The organism is Nostoc sp. JL31 (genome assembly GCF_017114965.1).
GTDB classification, from domain to species: Bacteria; Cyanobacteriota; Cyanobacteriia; order Cyanobacteriales; family Nostocaceae; genus Nostoc; species Nostoc punctiforme_A.
This window is the reverse complement of the sequence record NZ_JABXKO010000096.1, coordinates 201,899-219,772: the sequence shown is the minus strand read 5'-3', so window position 1 is coordinate 219,772 and position 17,874 is coordinate 201,899. Positions and strand designations below refer to the sequence as shown.

Sequence of the window (17,874 nt, the reverse complement as noted above, 5' to 3'; positions counted from 1 at the left end):
CAAACAAGTTACCAAAAAAGCTTGATATACAACCATTTGGGCGGTTGCTACGGAAATTCAAAGGAAAATAAATAAAAATTAAATTTAGTGGAATCACTGTAGTGAATCCTCTGTCACCATAAAATCGAGCATTGACTCATGACTTGATCGAGTATAAATGCCCAATGATTATAAGATTTGCAGAACAACTAGTGTCATATCATCAGTATTTTGTTTATCAGCACCGATGAATTGCTGAACTTGGTCAAATAGGTAATCCACAATCTCCTCTGGCCCATTGCAGTATTTACAAGCCGTATTGAAGCCAGCAACAAAATTGTCTTCATCGAAGCGATCGCCACCAGCAGCAGCGGCATCAGTCAAGCCATCTGTATAGTAAATAATTGTATCCCCAGGCTCTAGCTGTGCCTGGGCATCTTCATATTGGCTGTTAGCATCCAAACCGATCAACATTCCCAAAGTATCTAAACGGGTGACAGTTTTTGTCGCTGCGTGCCACCACAAGGGAGGATTGTGTGCCGCATTGCTATAAGACAGAATTCGGCTGTAAGGGTTATATTCTGAGTAAAATAGCGTTACAAAGCGGTGGGAATTTTCCAAATCCGCATACATAACTCTATTTAAGTTTTGTAGAATTCCGGCTGGGGAATTACCATGTAGCACTTCTCCTCGTAGCATTCCTCGCATCATCGTCATAATCAGCCCAGCGGGGACACCTTTGCCCATGACATCTCCAATAACCAAACCCCAGCGACTAGTTTCGGTGCCACCTTTGATCTTGGGCTGAATCTTATTATGATTGGTAGCAATAAAGTCGTAGTAGTCTCCGCCGACGCGATTGGCAGGTTTACAGCGTGCTGCCAGAACTGCACCAGGGATTGTGGGGCATTGACGTGGTAGAAGTCGCCGTTGAATTTCTGCGCCAATTTCTAGTTCTTGGTCTAGGCGTTCTTTTTTTCTTAGTTCTACAGCTAGTTCATCGTTTTCGATCGCTACTGCTGTTTGGTCTGCCACTAACCTAACTAACTTTTGCCTGGTTTCTGTCCAACTATATTCTGGATCGCGGCTCAAGACATAGAGCCATCCCCGTTCTGTATGCTTTACCAGAATCGCCGTACCAAAGATTTGCACATCTGGCCCCAAATAGCGATGCATCTGGTCATCCAAAATCCCTGTGGCATTCGCTAGGGGAGCAGTATTGGGCAAAAGCGTGATTTGACTACTGGCTATTTCTAGCGCTTTGCGGATATTCTTGCGCTGGCCACTATCTTGCCAATGTAACTGTTCTAACCTGACTTGACCATTAGGTTTGTAGAGAAACAGGGCGCTACCGTCTGCATCTGTCACTCTTGTTGCCATCAGCGGAATCAGTTCCAAAAACTGATTCAAATTATTGAAACTTCTCAGGGCAAATCCTAAAGAACTTAGCAAATCTTGAATTTTGTTCTGTTCCCGGTGCAACCTTGCCACGAGTTCTTTGAGTGCCACGACTGGTGTGACATCCGTCGTGGCACTACTATTATTATCAGTGGGTTGAGAAGGCAGTGGAGACACAGGCACGGGTATTATTGCACTTTATATTGGCAGATTTTAGATTACTTATAAATCTTTTGGCTTTGGCATTGCTAAACCATATTTAGACAAGACTTGCCATTTTAGCAAGAGTATAAAGACGTAACAGGCAAATTTTATAAGTATTTTATTTGCTTATTGTATTTCTAATGGAATGTTGATAATTTCAAATCATGTATTTTTAGTCCAAATTCTACCCGTAATAATTACTATTTTTGCTGATATATCAGAAAGGATTTCATTTTTTCATAACTTAATTACCAAAGCATATCTCTAAAGTCATAAAAATACTTTATTCAAAGAATAATTTATAACGCTTTCAGAGGGACAGTTTGAGCAGAAGCAACTAGGAGACTAGAAGTATTTTGAGTGAAAACCTCTATAAGCGCTCAAATCGAGCTTAATTTGCTAAAAAACAGACTTACACTCGTTCCCAAACCTGAGAATATGTAAATAAGTTTTCAAATATTTAATTTGTATACCATAATTGCTGTGATAATCGCCAAGATTGAGCTTTTCCATTTTTAATTTCTCGTTTTGTGAATTTTGAGTTGCTGAAGATGCAAAACTTAAACCCATCAAAACAGGATAAAAGTGAAGTAACTCTATCTTTTTAGTCAGATGTAACAGAGTTAAACCATTCGCCTGTAATTTATTTGAGGTGTGAGTCATTTGGTAAGTGTAAGATATGAATAGAAGAGATGACACGAAAAATAGAAGAAATATCCTCTAAGAACTTTAAGTCAAAAGCCAGAAAGAGTTTTTTTAACCATCAGAATTCAAACCTCTCGATAGACGTTGCATGAGTAAGTCGCCATAGCCAACACCAAACACCTATGGAGGAAAAACCTCCCGCAGCACTGAAGAAATCACCCGCGCTGGTTCCCCAACGCACTGCTCACCATTGAGACTGCTATCCATCCCACAATAGAGTTGTATTAGGGGTGAGCGTCTCAATTCCCTTTTCAATTGCTGCAATATGAAAGTCTAGGGGCTTTTGTGTGTAACAACTAAATACCGTGCTGCTACATTTTAAAAGCCCATTTAAGACTTCAAAAAGGGCATTAGCTAGAAATTTTAGCAAAAGTCACCCATTTATGGTGACAAATTCATAATTTTAGGACTTGAGCTGTTTCTAGTTAGTTCAAGTGATAATACCAGATCAGTCATCCCTAAATTTATCAGTTTTAGGACTTATGCAAAAATAGCTAAAAAGCTTAATTTATCGAATCTCCTTCTCTGTCAGAGGCTGACGCCAACACGCAGCGTCTCCCAGAGAAGAATCATACAGTATTGCGTAAGTCCTAAGTTTGGTAAGAAAAATTTTTAACTCGAAATTTTTCAACTAACCGCTCAAGAGAGCTTCGACAAACTCATAGCTCGAAAAGGGGCGTAGGTCTTCAATTCCTTCGCCAGCACCAATAAAGCGAATGGGTAAACCTAGCTGCTGCACGACGGCAAGGGCAACTCCGCCTTTGGCAGTGCCATCTAGCTTGGTTAAGACAACACCACTGAGTTGGGCAGCTTGGGAAAAAACTTCGGCTTGCCGTAGTCCATTTTGGCCTAAAGTTGCATCTAGAACCAAAAGAGATTCTACTTTGGCATCTGGGGCTTTTTTGTCGATAATTCGGCGGATTTTACCGAGTTCGTCCATTAAATTTTTCTTGTTTTGCAGTCGCCCAGCTGTATCTACGAGAAGCAATTCAGTTTGACGCGCTTGAGCGGCTGCGATCGCATCAAATACAACTGCTGCCGGATCTGTATTCTTTCCCGGATTGGCAATTACATCCACGCCACTTCTACTACCCCAAACCTTGACTTGTTCCACGGCGGCGGCGCGGAAGGTGTCTGCTGCGCCAATCAAGCATTTATAGCCAGATTTTTGTCCCAGATGGGCAATTTTACCAATAGTGGTGGTTTTACCCGCACCATTTACCCCAGTAATTAACCAAATATTTAAGGTTTCTTTTTCTGGGGTAAAGGTAGTTTTGTGGGAGGTTTTGCTCGGTGCATCCAGCATATCCCGGAGGATTTTTTTCAGGAAAGCGATCGCTTCTTCAGGTGCGGTAACTTCTTCTCGAAGTTTTGTCTGTAGGGCATTGATAATAAAGTCTGTCGCCTCTACACCCACATCAGCTTGTAAAAGCAATGCCTCAATTTCCGTCACAGCAGCTTGGTTTAGCGGCCCTTGACCAACGATCGCCTTCAGTTGATTGAGAATACTACGGCGAGTTTTGTCTAATCCTTGCCGGAGCTTTTTCAGCCAGGTAATTTCTTCAATAGAAACGTCTTCTGCACTCCTACCTTGAGCTGCTAGAACTTTCGCTGACCAGACAAACCCATCATCAAATAGCAGTCCAGGAATTTCCTCTTCTGTTTCTGAGGTTGTCGCTACTGGCTGTACTACCTCCGGTTCTGGAACTTCAATGGCGGTGGCTATTAGTTGTTCTAGCTTGGCTTGCCGTTCTGCCGCCGCCCGTTCTAAAAAGGATAAGTTAGCTGGTGCTGTTGGCTGTGTTGCCTCTGGCGTAGCTAGTGGTTCGGTGGGTGTTAGTTCAACTTCACTTGTTGTGAGTTCTTGGCTAGAAACATCTGGCTGTTCAACAATTGCTGCCACTGAGGAATCTTCTATAATTTCTTCCTCACTAGCAGCTTGGATAACTTCTGGCTGTGCTGTTTCTACGGTTGTACTAGCAGGTTCTTCAGTTGCTTCTGGTTCAGCTATTGCCGCAATTACCGTTTCTGCGGTTTCAGGTTGTGTTGATGGTGCTAAGGTATCTGCTGAATCAGGTGGGGTTTCTACTACCTCGACTTGCTGTTTTTGCTGAATATTTTTGTAGGCAGCTTTAGCAAATGCCAATAAGTTTGCCGTTGAGTCTGGTGCAGTTTCAGCAGTTGGTATTGAGGTTTCGGCTGGCTCTAGTTGGGGTTCTTGTGCAGGAGGAGTTTCTTCCTGTTTTTTATCAGAGGGAGTATTAGAGGAATCGTTATGTTGACGACGGAACCAATTAAAAACCATTGCAGCAGTATTGTTTATATGAATTATGAGTTATGAATTATGAGTTTAATTTAACTTTGCACTTTTTCTTGGGGTGAAAACTTCCGAGTTATCCTCACCTTTCAACGCCAGTTTGAGGAGAATCGTTACAATAGAAGGCCCCTTGCGTTTGCGCAGCGTCTCACTTTGAGTGAAGTTCCGCTTGGAGGAAGCCGCAGAAGCGGCTACAGATTTTTCTCCACGGCAGTATAAAAATTATTAATTCCGCACCAGTACTACGCAGTTTTTTTCTGCTCAGTGACTCGGCGCAAAACACCGTTAATAAACCGATGACCATCGTCTCCACTGTAGCGTTTGGCTAGCTCCACAGCTTCGTTGATGGCGATACTGTCTGGAACTCCTAAGAACTTCATTTCTGCCACGGCGATTTGCAAGATATCGCGGTCAATTTGGGCGAGGCGAGTTACTTGCCAATCTACTAAGGCAGCAGAAATGAGTTCTTCTATAATGTGTCGATTGTCGTTGACGGTAATCACAAGCTCTTTAGCGTAATTCCGAACTCCCTTGTCCTGATTAGCTAACTGAATCAATACTGGAAAATCAACTGCTGTACCCAACTGATTGATTGCTGTCTGGGTGCAGGCGATCGCTTCTTGAAGCATTGTTCTGGCAGTATTGAGGTCGGAGGCCCGAGTTTGGCTACTTAAGAGGCGATCGTTACTGCGTTGCAGTTCACCTGCGGCATTATCGAGGGTATCTTGAACTTCTGAAGTCAGAGTGCGTACTGCACCTAGTACCAACTTGGATACTAGTTGGTCGTCTTCCAATTTATCTAATTTCTTTGGGTTGACTGGCAATTGGCTAAGGCTTAAAAGCGCCAATTCACGAGCAATTTGCTGGGGTTTACGAGGTTGCATAGAACTGAGGGGTGATTGTGCGAGAACTGAATTTACTAGGCAAGACAAACTTATAAACCTATCAATTTTGGCACAGTTAAACAACAACATTACGCATTTGCTTGTGACTATGCCAGATTGATTCCAGAGAGGCAGAGGGCAGGAGGGAAGATAAATACACTCCTATATCTCTTGTCGCAACCAGAGCTTTTTCTTGGAGTTTAAGTCAAGATACCAAAATCTCTGAGTTGGTGGCTTGAAATTTAGATGGAGTGCGAGCTGCTATTGTTTATTCCAACCTCCTGCCTTCTTCACGTTTCTTCGACGGGAATAATCTGCTGCTTGATTTCTTCGTGTTTCACTTCCAATGTGGACTCTTTGGAGAAAACCAAAGGCGTATTGGGGGCGACAATGCCACCTGATACAACTATTTTAAAGGCGTCTTCAATCGACATGGAGAGGTTCACTACTTCGTCTTCAGGAACGACTGCGTACCATCCAGTAGTCGGATTTGGGGTGGTGGGGATAAAGACACTTAGTACAGGGCGAGACATCTGGGCTTGGATATCACTGCTGATTGCACCAGTAACAAAAGCGATCGCCCAAATTCCTCGGCGAGGATACTCTACCAAAATTACCCGGCGAAACTTGCCATTAGAATCTTTCAGTATTGTTTCTAAAAGCTGTTTAAGAGTTTTGTATACCTGCCCTGCTAAAGGAATTGCCTGTAATAATCGCTCACCAAAATCTAACAACCAGCGCCCAGCGATATTTCGAGCCATCAAGCCCATCAGCAATATACTTAGTAATGGTACAGCCAAGCCTACCAATAAATTAAGTATATTTACCAAGACTGGGTTTAAGCCATCAAAGGGATTCAATTGTTTAGGAATTTGGGTGAGGAAGTTGATTACCCAAGTCGCAATGGTAATTGTCAGCCAGATAGTGGTTGCTAGGGGAATTATTACTAACAAACCAGCAATCAGGTCGTTTTTTAAGTCCTGTTTTAGGCGATCGATTACCAAGCCCCGATTCTCCTGTTTTAAGCTAGAGGAACTTTTGTTATTCGTATCCATACCAGCAGATTCGTCAAATTCCGAAGGCTTTAACTTTGGCAGATTCTGCCGCAAGTAACTGTCTAAAACGCTAGCAAGTTGCCTGCTGCTGGAAATCAGCTATTTTCCTATAAGCATACACATAGACATTAACCAATCCGATGGCGACTGGTTATTCTTAGAAGATGTTACTTTTATTTATAAGACTTGTAAATAATTGTTGCAAGTTCTTAGGTATTATTAATCTATCGCGCTTAATCAAAAGCTGCTCATGATTGTGAAAGTACTACAGGGTAATCTAATAAATTATTTTATCTGGTCAGTCACTCACTTTTGAGTAGGAGCGGCTTTTATGAAAATGTTCTGTTAAAAATATTAATTTGTTAGGGATTTCCAAGAAATAAATTATCCATATTGTGGGTGAGTATTCTGCCCGTCCTGAATATAGAAGCGATGGGGACAACCATTTCCCTAGAAAATTTGCGATGTTTTTGATTTGGAAGTCTCTTTTATCTAGTCTTGAATTATGAAAAACAAGATCCCCGACAACTTTTACGAAGTCAGGGATCTGTGTAGCACATCTGTGTACCCTATGATTTTGCGATCGCTATACAGGAAATCCTTCTAATCTCCAGCCATCTTCACACTGCATCAACCTGTGTAGTTTCAGAATCTGCGCACTGCAACTGTTGCGTACTCTCTTGTACTAAAATTGCTGTTGCATCTAAATTAGGTTTTGGTAAATACTTCATTTCCCAGACTTTGAGCAAAATCAGGTATTCATAGAATGCCTGCAATGTACACCAAGCGACTCCGGCGCGTCCATCTAAACATCCGCCTAAGATAAAATACATATATATAAACCGTAGCAACGGTCTGGCGGGCAAACGTAAAGACAAATCTTTCAGGGCACGCCGTCTTTCGACTTCTGATTTGCCAAAGAATAAATCTTGCCAGTTAACCTTTCCTTGTTCCAACTGATACAATGTTTCTTGAGCCTCATCCGTAGAATAACGGTTGTGCTTGTCAATCCAGCGGCTCAAACCTTTGCTAGAAGTGTAGTGTGGGTATGTTTCTTTTAAAAAGCTAGTTGCACCCTCACAAACTTCTCGCTCAGTATGACCGTAGTCTGTAAACCACACTTTACCGTGGCGGAAGAGCCGCATTTGGTAACGGGGATACTGTGTGCTGTAGCGAATCCAACGATTCATGAACATGACGCGTTCAGCCACGTAGTAACCGATGTAGTCTGGATTCTGACTTGCCTTTTCGCATTCCGCAAACAGTTCTGGTGTCATACGCTCGTCAGCTTCGAGAATGTAAACCCATTGATGCTTCGGGGGGATAGACTCTAACATCCAGGTGCGTTGGCGTCCGTGGCTTTCAAAAGCGTGTTGGACAACGCGGATGGGATAGCGACTGGCGATTTCCACAGTGCGATCGCTACTGCATGAATCCACAACAATGATGTCATCTGATAACATCGCCGATTCGATACAAGCAGCAATATCTAGTTCTTCGTTATATGTCAGTATGTAAATTGAGAACATTACTCAAGTTTTATAGCGATTTTAGTCAGTGATAATTGCCTTGTTATTGTTATTAGCTATTAGGCGCATGGCAGTATCAGCCGTCAATAATTTTGGGATACTTCTTACTGCCATGCCAATAGTAGATTAGCGTGCGGCAGTTCTAGGTTTACCACCTTGTACAGCACCCCTACCTCTTAAGCTTGTCCAGCCGATGATAATGTAACCAATGGACAATAGCAAACTGCTAATACCAATCCGCAGTCCAGACTTCCAAGCCGTATCTTTAGCTTGTTGCAGTGCTTCGTCTCGGCGCTGGCGAAGTTGGCTCAGTTGTTGAGTTTGCAGCGTTTGAATATCTGTTTGTTGTTCGATAGCTTTGTCAAGTACTTGGGGATTTGTTTTAGCTTTCTTCAGTAACTCTTTTATATTTGCGGGAATTTGAGGGCTTTCAATTGCTTGCTTATATTTTTGGTCATCTTTGAGGATTTCACTAAACTGAGCTTTGGTTTGGTTTCGCAGCTGGTCTAGTTGCGCTTTTCCTTGATCGGTATTCAGCTGTGCTTGCAATTGCGATAATCGAGTGTTTAGTTGAGTTTCTGCCTGATCTGCTTCTTGGGTGATTCGGTTGAGTGTTTGAGTCTTGGCTTGATTGACGTTATTTAGGTGCAGGGGAAAAATCAGCAAGAACATCAACCCTAAAATACTGGAGATAATCGCGGCGGTAAATCTTAAATCGATACCTTGGGGGCGATCGCTTGCTGGATCGGCATTCTCAATCCAATAGGCAGCAAACAGAAGCCCCAAACCGACTAGAGGAACAATTCCGCGATCGACAAGCGCTGTTCCCAAATTGATTTGCCATACACGATCGGTGGGTTGAAAGGGTAACAACAGAATCAAAAAGTCAACAAAAAAGGACAAAATGCAGATTATTCCAACTACCTTAAGTGTGAGAGCAGTGCTCACGGAAGTAAAACGGTTAACCATAATTTTTCAAACTGGTGGTGAATACGAGTGATTTTCATATTTCAAGCTACTTGAATATTGTGCCCATGACTATGACTATTGTGTAAAAACACAAAGCAGATTCAATATTGGTAAAGGCTATCTGCCTCTTGGTTTTCAACTAGGCCACAGTAACATTTGTTATCTACAGTGTCTTCAGGAAATTCCTGGTATTTTAAGATACGAAGTCTATGCGGGGCTAGAGGAACAGACTCATTAATTACCCAATCACCCTGATTGCAGTTCTCAATCAGTCGTAATACAGACCTTTTGTAAGGGTTCACAGATGTGCATTGGTGTCAACTTAAATCGAAACCTTTGCAATGAGGTTGTATCAACTTATCGTCCGCTTTGAGCAAAGAAGCAATTATTACCGAGAGCAAATGCTACCCAAGTGATTGAGCTTATACTTGTCCAGGATTTTTACGAATATCTCGCTTGTTATACTTAGAATAGTTTTTTTTTGCATGAAGTACAAAGCTACGGGTTTTGAGGCAGAAGGTAGAAACTCTTTATATCTGAAGCGTGAGTCCTGCATTTTGTACCTCAGTTATTTGCAAACTCCTGTATTTATACTCTTTTTTGCTAATTCCTAATAAAAATGAGCAAATCGGAAATAATAACTAACAATCAGGTGTGAACTTTACTAGAATCAGTTCGTCGATGATTTTTGTTAGCAAAAAGAGTGAATTTGAAGGAGTCAAACTCTGAAAGGCTTTGAATTCAAAGGTGTTGAAAAACTTATTGGGCCAATAGCCGCGCTTCTCGGCTTTGTGTATTTGTTGCAATGGTATATAGGAGACTTGCGATCGCCTTCCGATCCCATCTTTGAAAATAAACAGCCGCCTTTAGTGATGAAAGAGGGCGACCCTTATATCCGCGCTTTAATGCGAACCATCTCGGCAAGTGAGGCTAGTGGAAACCGTCCCTATTCGCTGTTATACGGTGGACAGCAAGTCAACGATCTTAGCCGACATCCTGAGATATGCGTCACAATTGTCACAGGCCCCAATACAGGTAATTGTTCTACTGCTGCTGGCAGATATCAAATTATCAACATTACTTGGTATCGTTTAGCTCCTCGTTATCACCCAAAGCCGATGCAGATGATGTTTTGGACTGCTTATAGTTTTGAAGCAGAATATCAAGATGTAGTAGTTTACCGTTGGTTAAATGATTCTAAAGTTTGGGGAACTAATATTTCTCAACTGTTGCGTCAGGGAAAGTTAAATGATGTTTTGCGGCGACTCTCTCCCACCTGGACAAGTCTGGGATATGGCATAGAAACTAATTCTGTGAGTAACTCTTTGCCCAAGGTTTATCAAAAAATGTTGCAAGAGGAATTAACCGCAGCGAAACAACCAATAGCCCCGAATTTGCCACCATCCCCAACTCCTTCTAGCAAAGCAGTAAAAAAGTAGTAAGGTTATCCTAGTTTTTAACTTGCTGTGGACAAAAAACTTTTTATATTTTCCACAAATGCCAAAGTATTTTCAAAGTGGATATTGTGTCCAGCATTGCTAATTATTTTTATCTGAAAAAATTCACACATTTTAGCCATTTCTGTATTAATAGATATAAATTTTTGATCGTATTCACCGACTAGTAAAAGTATGGGAATTGTATTGCATTGTAGTTTTTCCCATAAAGAAGGTTGACATCCAGTACCCATAAAGCGAAGTGATTTATCCAATTCCTGTGGATTGTTCTGCAACCTGCTTTCAACCATACGATCGTATTCTGGATGATTTTTTATATAACCAAAAATCGGTTGATTATACCAATTTGATAGAAAAGTGACAAAATCACTTTTTTCAAAGATTCTTGTTAATTTTCTGCCTATTTGTGTATCAAGTTTAATCCGTTCTAATCGTTCTGCTACTGTTGGTAAACCTGGGGAAGCTGACTCTAGAACAACTTTATCAAAACGTTCTGGAAAATGCAGGGCCAGGTATAAAGCCAATCTTCCACCCATTGAATAACTAACTAAAAAGCATTTGGCAATTTTTAACTCATCTAGTAAGTTGATTAAAGCATGAGCAGCATTTGCCATTGTATAGTATTCGTCCTCACCTAAAACTTGAGTTTTGCCATGTCCGGGGAGATCAAGTGTTAAATAGGAAAATTCGTTAAATAGTAATTTTATGGCTTCATCAAATTCATTAATGTTACCCATGAAGCCATGCAAAAAAAGAATTAGTGGTTTATCTAAAGTGCTAGTTAAAGAATAATGAAATTGATAATTTTTTAGAATCATAGTCTAGGTAAAAATCATCATTGCACAGCATATTATCTGATGGAATAAGTTTTTTCCTCGTTGCCTCCTAGAAAAAGCGAACAAAGGAAAGTCTATAAGAAATAGGTTGTCTACCAGTTGGCAATATGATGTCGCTGGAATGAATGTCAGGATGCACTATTGAGTTTTGATGTATTGCTGCTAGTGCATCACTAATTTGGCGAATGCATTTTAGATTATTTTTCTCATTCTTAAGGCAAAAATCGATCTAAAGCTGCTTTTAACTGTTTAATTTCAACATCAATATTACCCTCTTGTGCGGCTCTCGCAATACACTCAGTCAAATGTTCATCCAAAACAATTCGTGCAACTCGATCCAATGCGCCCCGCACTGCGGCAATTTGCAGTAAAACATCAGGACAAGGGGTACTTTGCTGCACCATTGCCTTAATACCACGAACATGTCCTTCTATACGCGATAATCGATTGACAATTCGCCGTAAAGACTCTTCGCTATGGATGTGAGGATGAGTCAACTCTCCAGTTCCATGAGTCCGATCTGTATACTCGTGGTCTGTATCGTGATAGTGGGAATGTTCTGCTTGCTGGGATGTTGGCAAGGATTCCTTACCTAATCGGTTTGATCCATTCATGGGCTATCAAAAGGCTTGTATTACTAAGATCCTAGTCTAGTACTCGACCAACCCAAAATTTATGAGTGGGGAATGGGGAAGAGTTAGAATTTCATTGAGTTTAGAGACTCATTAATGGAGTTCAAATACTCATTCACGAGTATCAAAAACTCATTTATCTAGTTTAAAGGCTCCCTCATCTCCCCACTACCCCTAACTTTACTACTGACGATTGGCTTTTTCTTGAGGAATAATCTCCGTTACTACCCTACCGCTAGAACTGCCACCTTTGACAACAATATTTTCTGTTTGCAGATTACCAACTGCTGTTTCACCCACAAAATTTAATGGTGGGTCAACTTGCCGATAAACAACATTTCCCTGAGCTTCAACTAACTTATTATCTAAATACCAAGTTAGTGTATTGGATCTTAGAGACTGGCGACGCTGACCAACTGCGTTGACGTTACCTTTTAAGTAAACGGTTTTTTGCGGTATTTTCATTTCACCTTGATTGGCTGTCACTGTGACATTTTCGGCACGCTGGAACATTCGTGTAGGTGAGTTTGTAGTGACAGTTTCTGCGTTCATGTTCCAGGTCATAGAATTACTAGATATTTGCATTGGTGGGTCTAGTAACTCTAGTTGAGCATTTTTTTGGACAGTGGCAATTTTTGTTTTTAAGTTGACTTCGGCAGAATTTCCCTTACCGCGATCGCTAATTTTATTATCTTTGTAGCGGTCAATTTCTAGGGGGCGATCGCCAATCAGTTTTTCTTCTTTAATATTCCAGATTAAATGTTCAGTTCTCACTTGCATCTGGGGATCGATAGAATTTGCTACTACTCCGCCAGAAAATTCCATCCGCTGTTCGCGGGTTTTAACTCGCACTTCCTGCGCTACTGCTTGTAGTTTTTTATGGGTGCCGTTAATCTTGTTACGAACAATCAACAAATCTTCTTTGGGACGCCATTCTAATTCATTACCTTGCAACACAATCCCATTACTAGGGTCTGTGGCAAATATCTTACCTTTCAGAAACAACTGCTTCCCATCTTGTTCAATGTCTGCTACATCTGCCTTGATTTGGTAAACAATTTTGCCATCTTGATATAGCTCACCATAAGGACTTTCAGCCTGACCAATTTGTTTTTCTTTGGTGTATTTTGCGGTTTTAGCCCTGACTTTCCAAATTGGTCTTCCCACTTCATCTGCTTGTTCTAGGGTGACATCAAAGAAAGTCAAATTGCTATCTGGATTAGATGAATCCGCAGTATTTTGTTGCGAAGCTAGGGGAGATTTGCCCCCACAGGCGACTAAACCAAATACCAATAAAAAGGTCAAAGGTAAAATAAGAAAGAAGGGAGTGGGGGAGAAATTTTGAATTTTTCTCTTTCCCCATCTCCCTCTTTTATGAAATTGATACGCCATTATTCTTGGATTTCTAGGTGTCCATCACTAGTTCTAGGGTCTTCCAAAAAACCGATACCAGATAACGGCCGGTATGGATAGCTTTGGCGAGGGGTTTTTTGAATATCTTCTTTGATAGCTTCTAAATCAATGTAGCGATCGCTTACATTAATTAAGCTGTCGCTGGTCATGGAACGCAAGCTCACAACTTCTACCCGCACGCCACGATAGCTGACTGAATTGACCGCATAAGCTAAATCTCCATCACCGCTGACTAAAACTGCGGTATCATAAGAATCTACTAACGCCATCATGTCTACTGCTATTTCTACATCTAGGTTAGCTTTTTTAGAGCCATCTGGTAGCTGGACTAAATCCTTAGCAATGACTCGATAGCCATTGCGACGCATCCACAGCAGAAACCCCTGTTGCTTCTCGTTTGTCCGATCTACGCCAGTGTAGAAAAAAGAACGCAGTAATCTAGAACCCCCTGTTAATCGACATAATAGCTTCGTGTAATCTATTTCAATACCTAATTGCAGTGCAGCGTAAAATAAATTTGAGCCATCAATAAATATGGCTACCCTACCCCGATTCTCCAAAACCTGTTCTGGCGTAAAGATTGAATCATTTTCCAAATTATTCAACATCATTGTGATACCTCAATTTTTATCCCTGTTATTTTTGATACAAATTACCAACTTTTAGATGCTAGTCACAGCGGCTTATGATAATGTTCCGCGGCTAATTTAAATTGAGCCACGATAAATTTCGTGAGAAAATAAAAAATTGAACAAAATCAGAGTTTGATAAGGACTAATCGTTTTTCGGGGGTTCTATTCGTTGAAATACAGGTTGGTGTTTACCCAACTGTTGTTTGCTCGATAGTAGTCCCCATGTAGCATGGGTGGCAAAAGGAGCATTAACTGAACTTTCTATTCGATTGTTAAAGTTTATTCCAAAACCCAGTTGCTGATAAATATCGCTACTGATGTTTGGAATAATTGGGGATAGCAGATAAGCTGCTAGTCTAACCGATTCTAGAACTGCGTAGAGAACCTTTTCCACCGACTCCTGCTGTCCCTGTTTATATAATGACCAAGGAGCCTGTTCATCAATAAACTTATTACTGGCTTGTGCCAATGAAAGTATGGCCACGCAGGCTTGACTGAAAGCTAGCTCTTGGTATGCTTGTTTTACCTGTTCCCCTAGACGTAAACCAATTGCTTTCAAAGGATTTTCGTCAGGAATCCCTTCATTGCCGATTGATGGGACATTATTCTCAGCACAGTACTTTTTCACCATGCTCAAAGTGCGATTGAGCAAATTACCTAAATCATTTGCCAAATCTGCATTCAGAACATTAATGAACCTAACTTCATTAAAATCTCCATCCTTACCAAATTCGATTTCCTTAAGGAAGTAATAACGAACGGCATCACTACCATAGCTCTTAACTAATGCCACAGGATCAAGGGTGTTACCCAGACTTTTGCCCATCTTCTGCCCGTCTTTAGTCAAAAAGCCATGCCCAAAGACTTTCTCTGGTAAGGGCAAGCCTGCTGACAACAGCATTGCTGGCCAGTAAACTGCATGAAAGCGCAGAATATCTTTACCAATTAGGTGCAGGTTAATCGGCCACCATGTTTCTAACGCATTTGCTAAAGTCGGTTCTGCATCTGGTTCTAGTAATGCTGTGACATAACCTAACAGCGCATCAAACCAGACATAGAGAGTGTGCTTGGGATCGACTGGTACGGGAAAACCCCAATCTAAATTCACTCGGGAAATGGAAAAGTCTTGCAGTCCTTGATTGACAAAGCTGAGAACTTCATTACGCCGACTTTCTGGTTGAATAAAATCTGGTTTAGATTGATAAAATTCTGTCAGCTTAGTTTGATATTTGGATAAGCGGAAAAAATAGTTTTGTTCGTCTCGCCACTCCACTTCTTTGTTAGTATGAATTGGGCAACGGTGTCCTTCTAACAGATCCCGTTCTTCTTTGAATTCTTCGCAGGATACGCAGTACCAGCCTTGTTGTTGTCCTTGGTAAATATCACCAGATTCCCAGACTCGCTCAAAGAATTCTTTGACGATCGCTTGATGACGAGGCGCAGTAGTCCGACTAAAGCGATCGTATTGAATATCTAATAATTGCCATAAACTCACGAAACTAGGGACAATTTCATCACAAAATTCTTGTGGCCCTTTCCCTAAACTTTCTGCCGATCGCTGAATTTTTTGCCCATGTTCATCTGTACCTGTAATTAGTAATACTTGATGTCCCAGTAATCTCTGAAATCGCGCCACTACATCGGCTGCGATCGTCGTGTAAGCACTGCCTATATGGGGGACACCGTTTACATAATATAGGGGTGTGGTCAGTGCAAATGTCTTTTTTGTTTTATTCACTAGATTCATGCAAAATAAAAATTAACTTATTAAAAGGTTTTATCTCTTAGCTTTCAGCGGCAAAACCACGCAATTATACAATATTATTCCTATTTTTTCCAATAACATCTTCATAGTAGCAAATTTATCAAGTCCAGAATTGTTTTTTAATATGCATCAATTAAACTCATTTTTACCTAAAAAATGGAAATTAACTAATCATAATTTTTTCGAATAGTTTCTATTAGATATTATTGTGATCGAGAATACATAATTGGGAATACAGAAAATTTAGTTGCTTTTGGAGATTAGATATTTCTATCTTAAGACGGTCATGGCAATAGTAAAGAAATGTAAAAATTAAATTAAGACAAATTGCCATATTTACCGGAAAATATATTGATTAGGTATGAGTGGAAATAGCCCCCTAGAGATTTCTCGCGCTTTGGTGGCGGCATTCTCAACGCAAATGTTCCGCTATTACGAAGACCGCATTCCCCAAGATGCAAGCGTCTTGGTAGTCAGCAATCACCGCAGCTTTATGGATGCACTGATTTTAATGGCAGCGTTATCGAGTCCGATTCGCTTTGCTTGCCATCACTACATGGGACAAGTTCCAGTCATGCGAGAGATTGTCACCCGTCAATTGGGGTGTTTTCCCTTGGAAGAAACTCAAAACCGCCAACAAAGCTTTTTTTCGCAGTCACAGGTGCTATTGCAGTCCAAGCAGATGGTGGGAGTATTTCCAGAAGGGACTGAACCAATGGTGAAATTTACTCAGCCAAACCAGGTAGGTGAGTTTCAGCGGGGATTTGCCCATTTGGCATTGCGAGCGAATGTGCAGGATTTAGCTATTTTGCCGATCGCGATCGCTTCCTTAGAAGAAGTAAACACTAATGGCTTCCCATTAAGACTTTTGAGTGTATTCGACCCTTCAGAACCTTTATTTAATCAAAATGGTTGGCATCCCTTGGTAATTTATCGTCGAGTTGCGGTGTTAATCGGTCGTCCTTATTGGATTACGCCCCAACATCATAAAAAATATCATGGCAAACAAGCCAGAACTGTTGTGGCTGAACTGACAGAACACTGTCAGGGTGAAATTAGCAATTTACTGCGTCAAGGTTGCTATTAAAGCTATTCGATTTGGAATTTTGGATTGTCTGCACAACTTTGAGTAGCTTGTTCCGAGACTTTTTTGTTTTTGCTCAAAAGTACCGAAGCTCATAAAAGCAACAATTCGCAGTCCAAAAGTTTTATACCATTGACCAATGACCAATGACCAATGACCAATGACTAATGACTAATGACCAATGACTATCACAGAAGTTGAGCTAAACCCTTGTTTCCTGACTCCTAAACGAGTACAGCCAGAGTATCCTTTGTTGGTATATTTGCCAGGAATGGATGGAACTGGTCAACTATTGCGATCGCAAACCGCAGGATTAGAAACTGGGTTTGATGTGCGCTCTTTGGCGCTCCCCCGAAAAGACCTTAACACTTGGGATGCCCTAACTAAGAGTGTATTGGACTTGATCGACGCCGAATTAGAAAAAAGCTCTCAGAGGCCAGTTTACTTGTGTGGTGAGTCCTTTGGTGGTTGCTTGGCAATGAAAGTGGCAATCCAAGCACCCGATTTATTTAAGCGAATCATCCTAATTAACCCAGCTTCGTCCTTTCATCTTCGCCCTTGGTTAAGTTGGGCATCCCAGCTAACTTACTTAGTGCCAACAGGATTATATGATATTGGCGCACTAGGCTTGTTGCCATTTTTAGCATCTTTGTCACGCATTTCTCGAAGCGATCGCCACGATTTGCTGAAAACTATGCGTTCTGTGCCGGCAGAAACCGTTCTTTGGCGGTTGTCTTTGCTGCGAGAGTTTGATATCGATGAGGAAAAGTTAGGTCACTTGACTCAACCAGTTTTGTTGATTGCTGGTGCTAGCGATCGCCTTTTGCCTTCTGTAAGCGAAGTCAACCGAATAGGGAAAGTCTTACCAAATAACAAGATTGTAGTGTTGCCCCATTGTGGACACGCTTGTTTGCTAGAGCAAGATACTAATCTCTATGAAATTCTTAAAGATAACGACTTTTTAGAAAGTAAAGCTGATAGCTGAGGTAGGATTAGATGAATATACAGAACTACT

The 17,874-nt window shown here is 41.2% G+C and carries 14 protein-coding genes; 3 read left to right on the top strand and 11 right to left on the bottom strand.

The features are described 5' to 3' along the window. Positions 1-168 precede the first annotated feature (168 nt). From HWQ43_RS23195 to HWQ43_RS23170, 6 genes are all read right to left on the bottom strand, one after another. Positions 169-1,560, bottom strand: a complete 1,392-nt coding sequence (locus HWQ43_RS23195) for a PP2C family protein-serine/threonine phosphatase (protein WP_292738336.1) — start codon at positions 1,558-1,560, stop codon at positions 169-171. Between the two features lie 1,357 nt (positions 1,561-2,917). Then, positions 2,918-4,591 carry a signal recognition particle-docking protein FtsY gene (gene ftsY, locus HWQ43_RS23190; RefSeq protein ID WP_292738335.1) on the bottom strand — a complete coding sequence of 558 codons (1,674 nt, stop codon included), beginning with the start codon at positions 4,589-4,591 and terminating at the stop codon, positions 2,918-2,920. 254 nt (positions 4,592-4,845) lie between these two features. Continuing rightward, positions 4,846-5,487 (bottom strand): transcription antitermination factor NusB, encoded by a 642-nt coding sequence (gene nusB, locus HWQ43_RS23185; protein ID WP_292738334.1) that lies wholly within the window; start codon positions 5,485-5,487, stop codon positions 4,846-4,848. 290 nt (positions 5,488-5,777) lie between these two features. Beyond that, complete coding sequence (locus HWQ43_RS23180; protein ID WP_292738333.1) at positions 5,778-6,542, bottom strand: DUF502 domain-containing protein; 765 nt, start codon at positions 6,540-6,542, stop codon at positions 5,778-5,780. A 620-nt stretch (positions 6,543-7,162) separates the two neighbouring features. Then, on the bottom strand, positions 7,163-8,071 hold the full coding sequence (locus tag HWQ43_RS23175) for a glycosyltransferase family 2 protein (RefSeq protein ID WP_292738332.1): 909 nt from the start codon (positions 8,069-8,071) through the stop codon (positions 7,163-7,165). A 126-nt stretch (positions 8,072-8,197) separates the two neighbouring features. Continuing rightward, positions 8,198-9,040 carry an HpsJ family protein gene (locus HWQ43_RS23170; RefSeq protein ID WP_292738331.1) on the bottom strand — a complete coding sequence of 281 codons (843 nt, stop codon included), beginning with the start codon at positions 9,038-9,040 and terminating at the stop codon, positions 8,198-8,200. Positions 9,041-9,831: 791 nt separating this feature from the next. Here HWQ43_RS23170 and HWQ43_RS23165 point away from each other — a divergent pair. Next, positions 9,832-10,479 carry a glycoside hydrolase family protein gene (locus HWQ43_RS23165; protein ID WP_292738330.1) on the top strand — a complete coding sequence of 216 codons (648 nt, stop codon included), beginning with the start codon at positions 9,832-9,834 and terminating at the stop codon, positions 10,477-10,479. Between the two features lie 17 nt (positions 10,480-10,496). Here HWQ43_RS23165 and menH read toward each other — a convergent pair whose 3' ends face one another. From menH to metG, 5 genes are all read right to left on the bottom strand, one after another. Then, complete coding sequence (gene menH / locus HWQ43_RS23160) at positions 10,497-11,315, bottom strand: 2-succinyl-6-hydroxy-2,4-cyclohexadiene-1-carboxylate synthase (RefSeq protein WP_292738329.1); 819 nt, start codon at positions 11,313-11,315, stop codon at positions 10,497-10,499. 230 nt (positions 11,316-11,545) lie between these two features. Continuing rightward, positions 11,546-11,947, bottom strand: a complete 402-nt coding sequence (locus tag HWQ43_RS23155; RefSeq protein ID WP_292738328.1) for a metal-sensitive transcriptional regulator — start codon at positions 11,945-11,947, stop codon at positions 11,546-11,548. Between the two features lie 201 nt (positions 11,948-12,148). After that, positions 12,149-13,357 carry an LPS export ABC transporter periplasmic protein LptC gene (lptC, locus tag HWQ43_RS23150; protein ID WP_292738327.1) on the bottom strand — a complete coding sequence of 403 codons (1,209 nt, stop codon included), beginning with the start codon at positions 13,355-13,357 and terminating at the stop codon, positions 12,149-12,151. Then, positions 13,357-13,986: an NYN domain-containing protein gene (locus HWQ43_RS23145; RefSeq protein WP_094348455.1), complete on the bottom strand. Its 630-nt coding sequence runs from the start codon at positions 13,984-13,986 to the stop codon at positions 13,357-13,359. The genes lptC and HWQ43_RS23145 overlap by 1 nt, the downstream gene beginning before the upstream one ends. Before the next feature lie 166 nt (positions 13,987-14,152). Then, positions 14,153-15,757, bottom strand: coding sequence for a methionine--tRNA ligase (metG, locus tag HWQ43_RS23140; protein ID WP_292738326.1), 1,605 nt, complete (start codon positions 15,755-15,757; stop codon positions 14,153-14,155). A 379-nt stretch (positions 15,758-16,136) separates the two neighbouring features. Here metG and HWQ43_RS23135 point away from each other — a divergent pair, with 379 nt between their 5' ends. Continuing rightward, complete coding sequence (locus HWQ43_RS23135; RefSeq protein ID WP_292738325.1) at positions 16,137-16,862, top strand: 1-acyl-sn-glycerol-3-phosphate acyltransferase; 726 nt, start codon at positions 16,137-16,139, stop codon at positions 16,860-16,862. Between the two features lie 178 nt (positions 16,863-17,040). After that, entirely contained in the window at positions 17,041-17,844 is an 804-nt protein-coding gene (locus HWQ43_RS23130; protein ID WP_292738324.1) for an alpha/beta hydrolase, read from the top strand. The last annotated feature ends 30 nt before the right edge of the window (positions 17,845-17,874 follow it).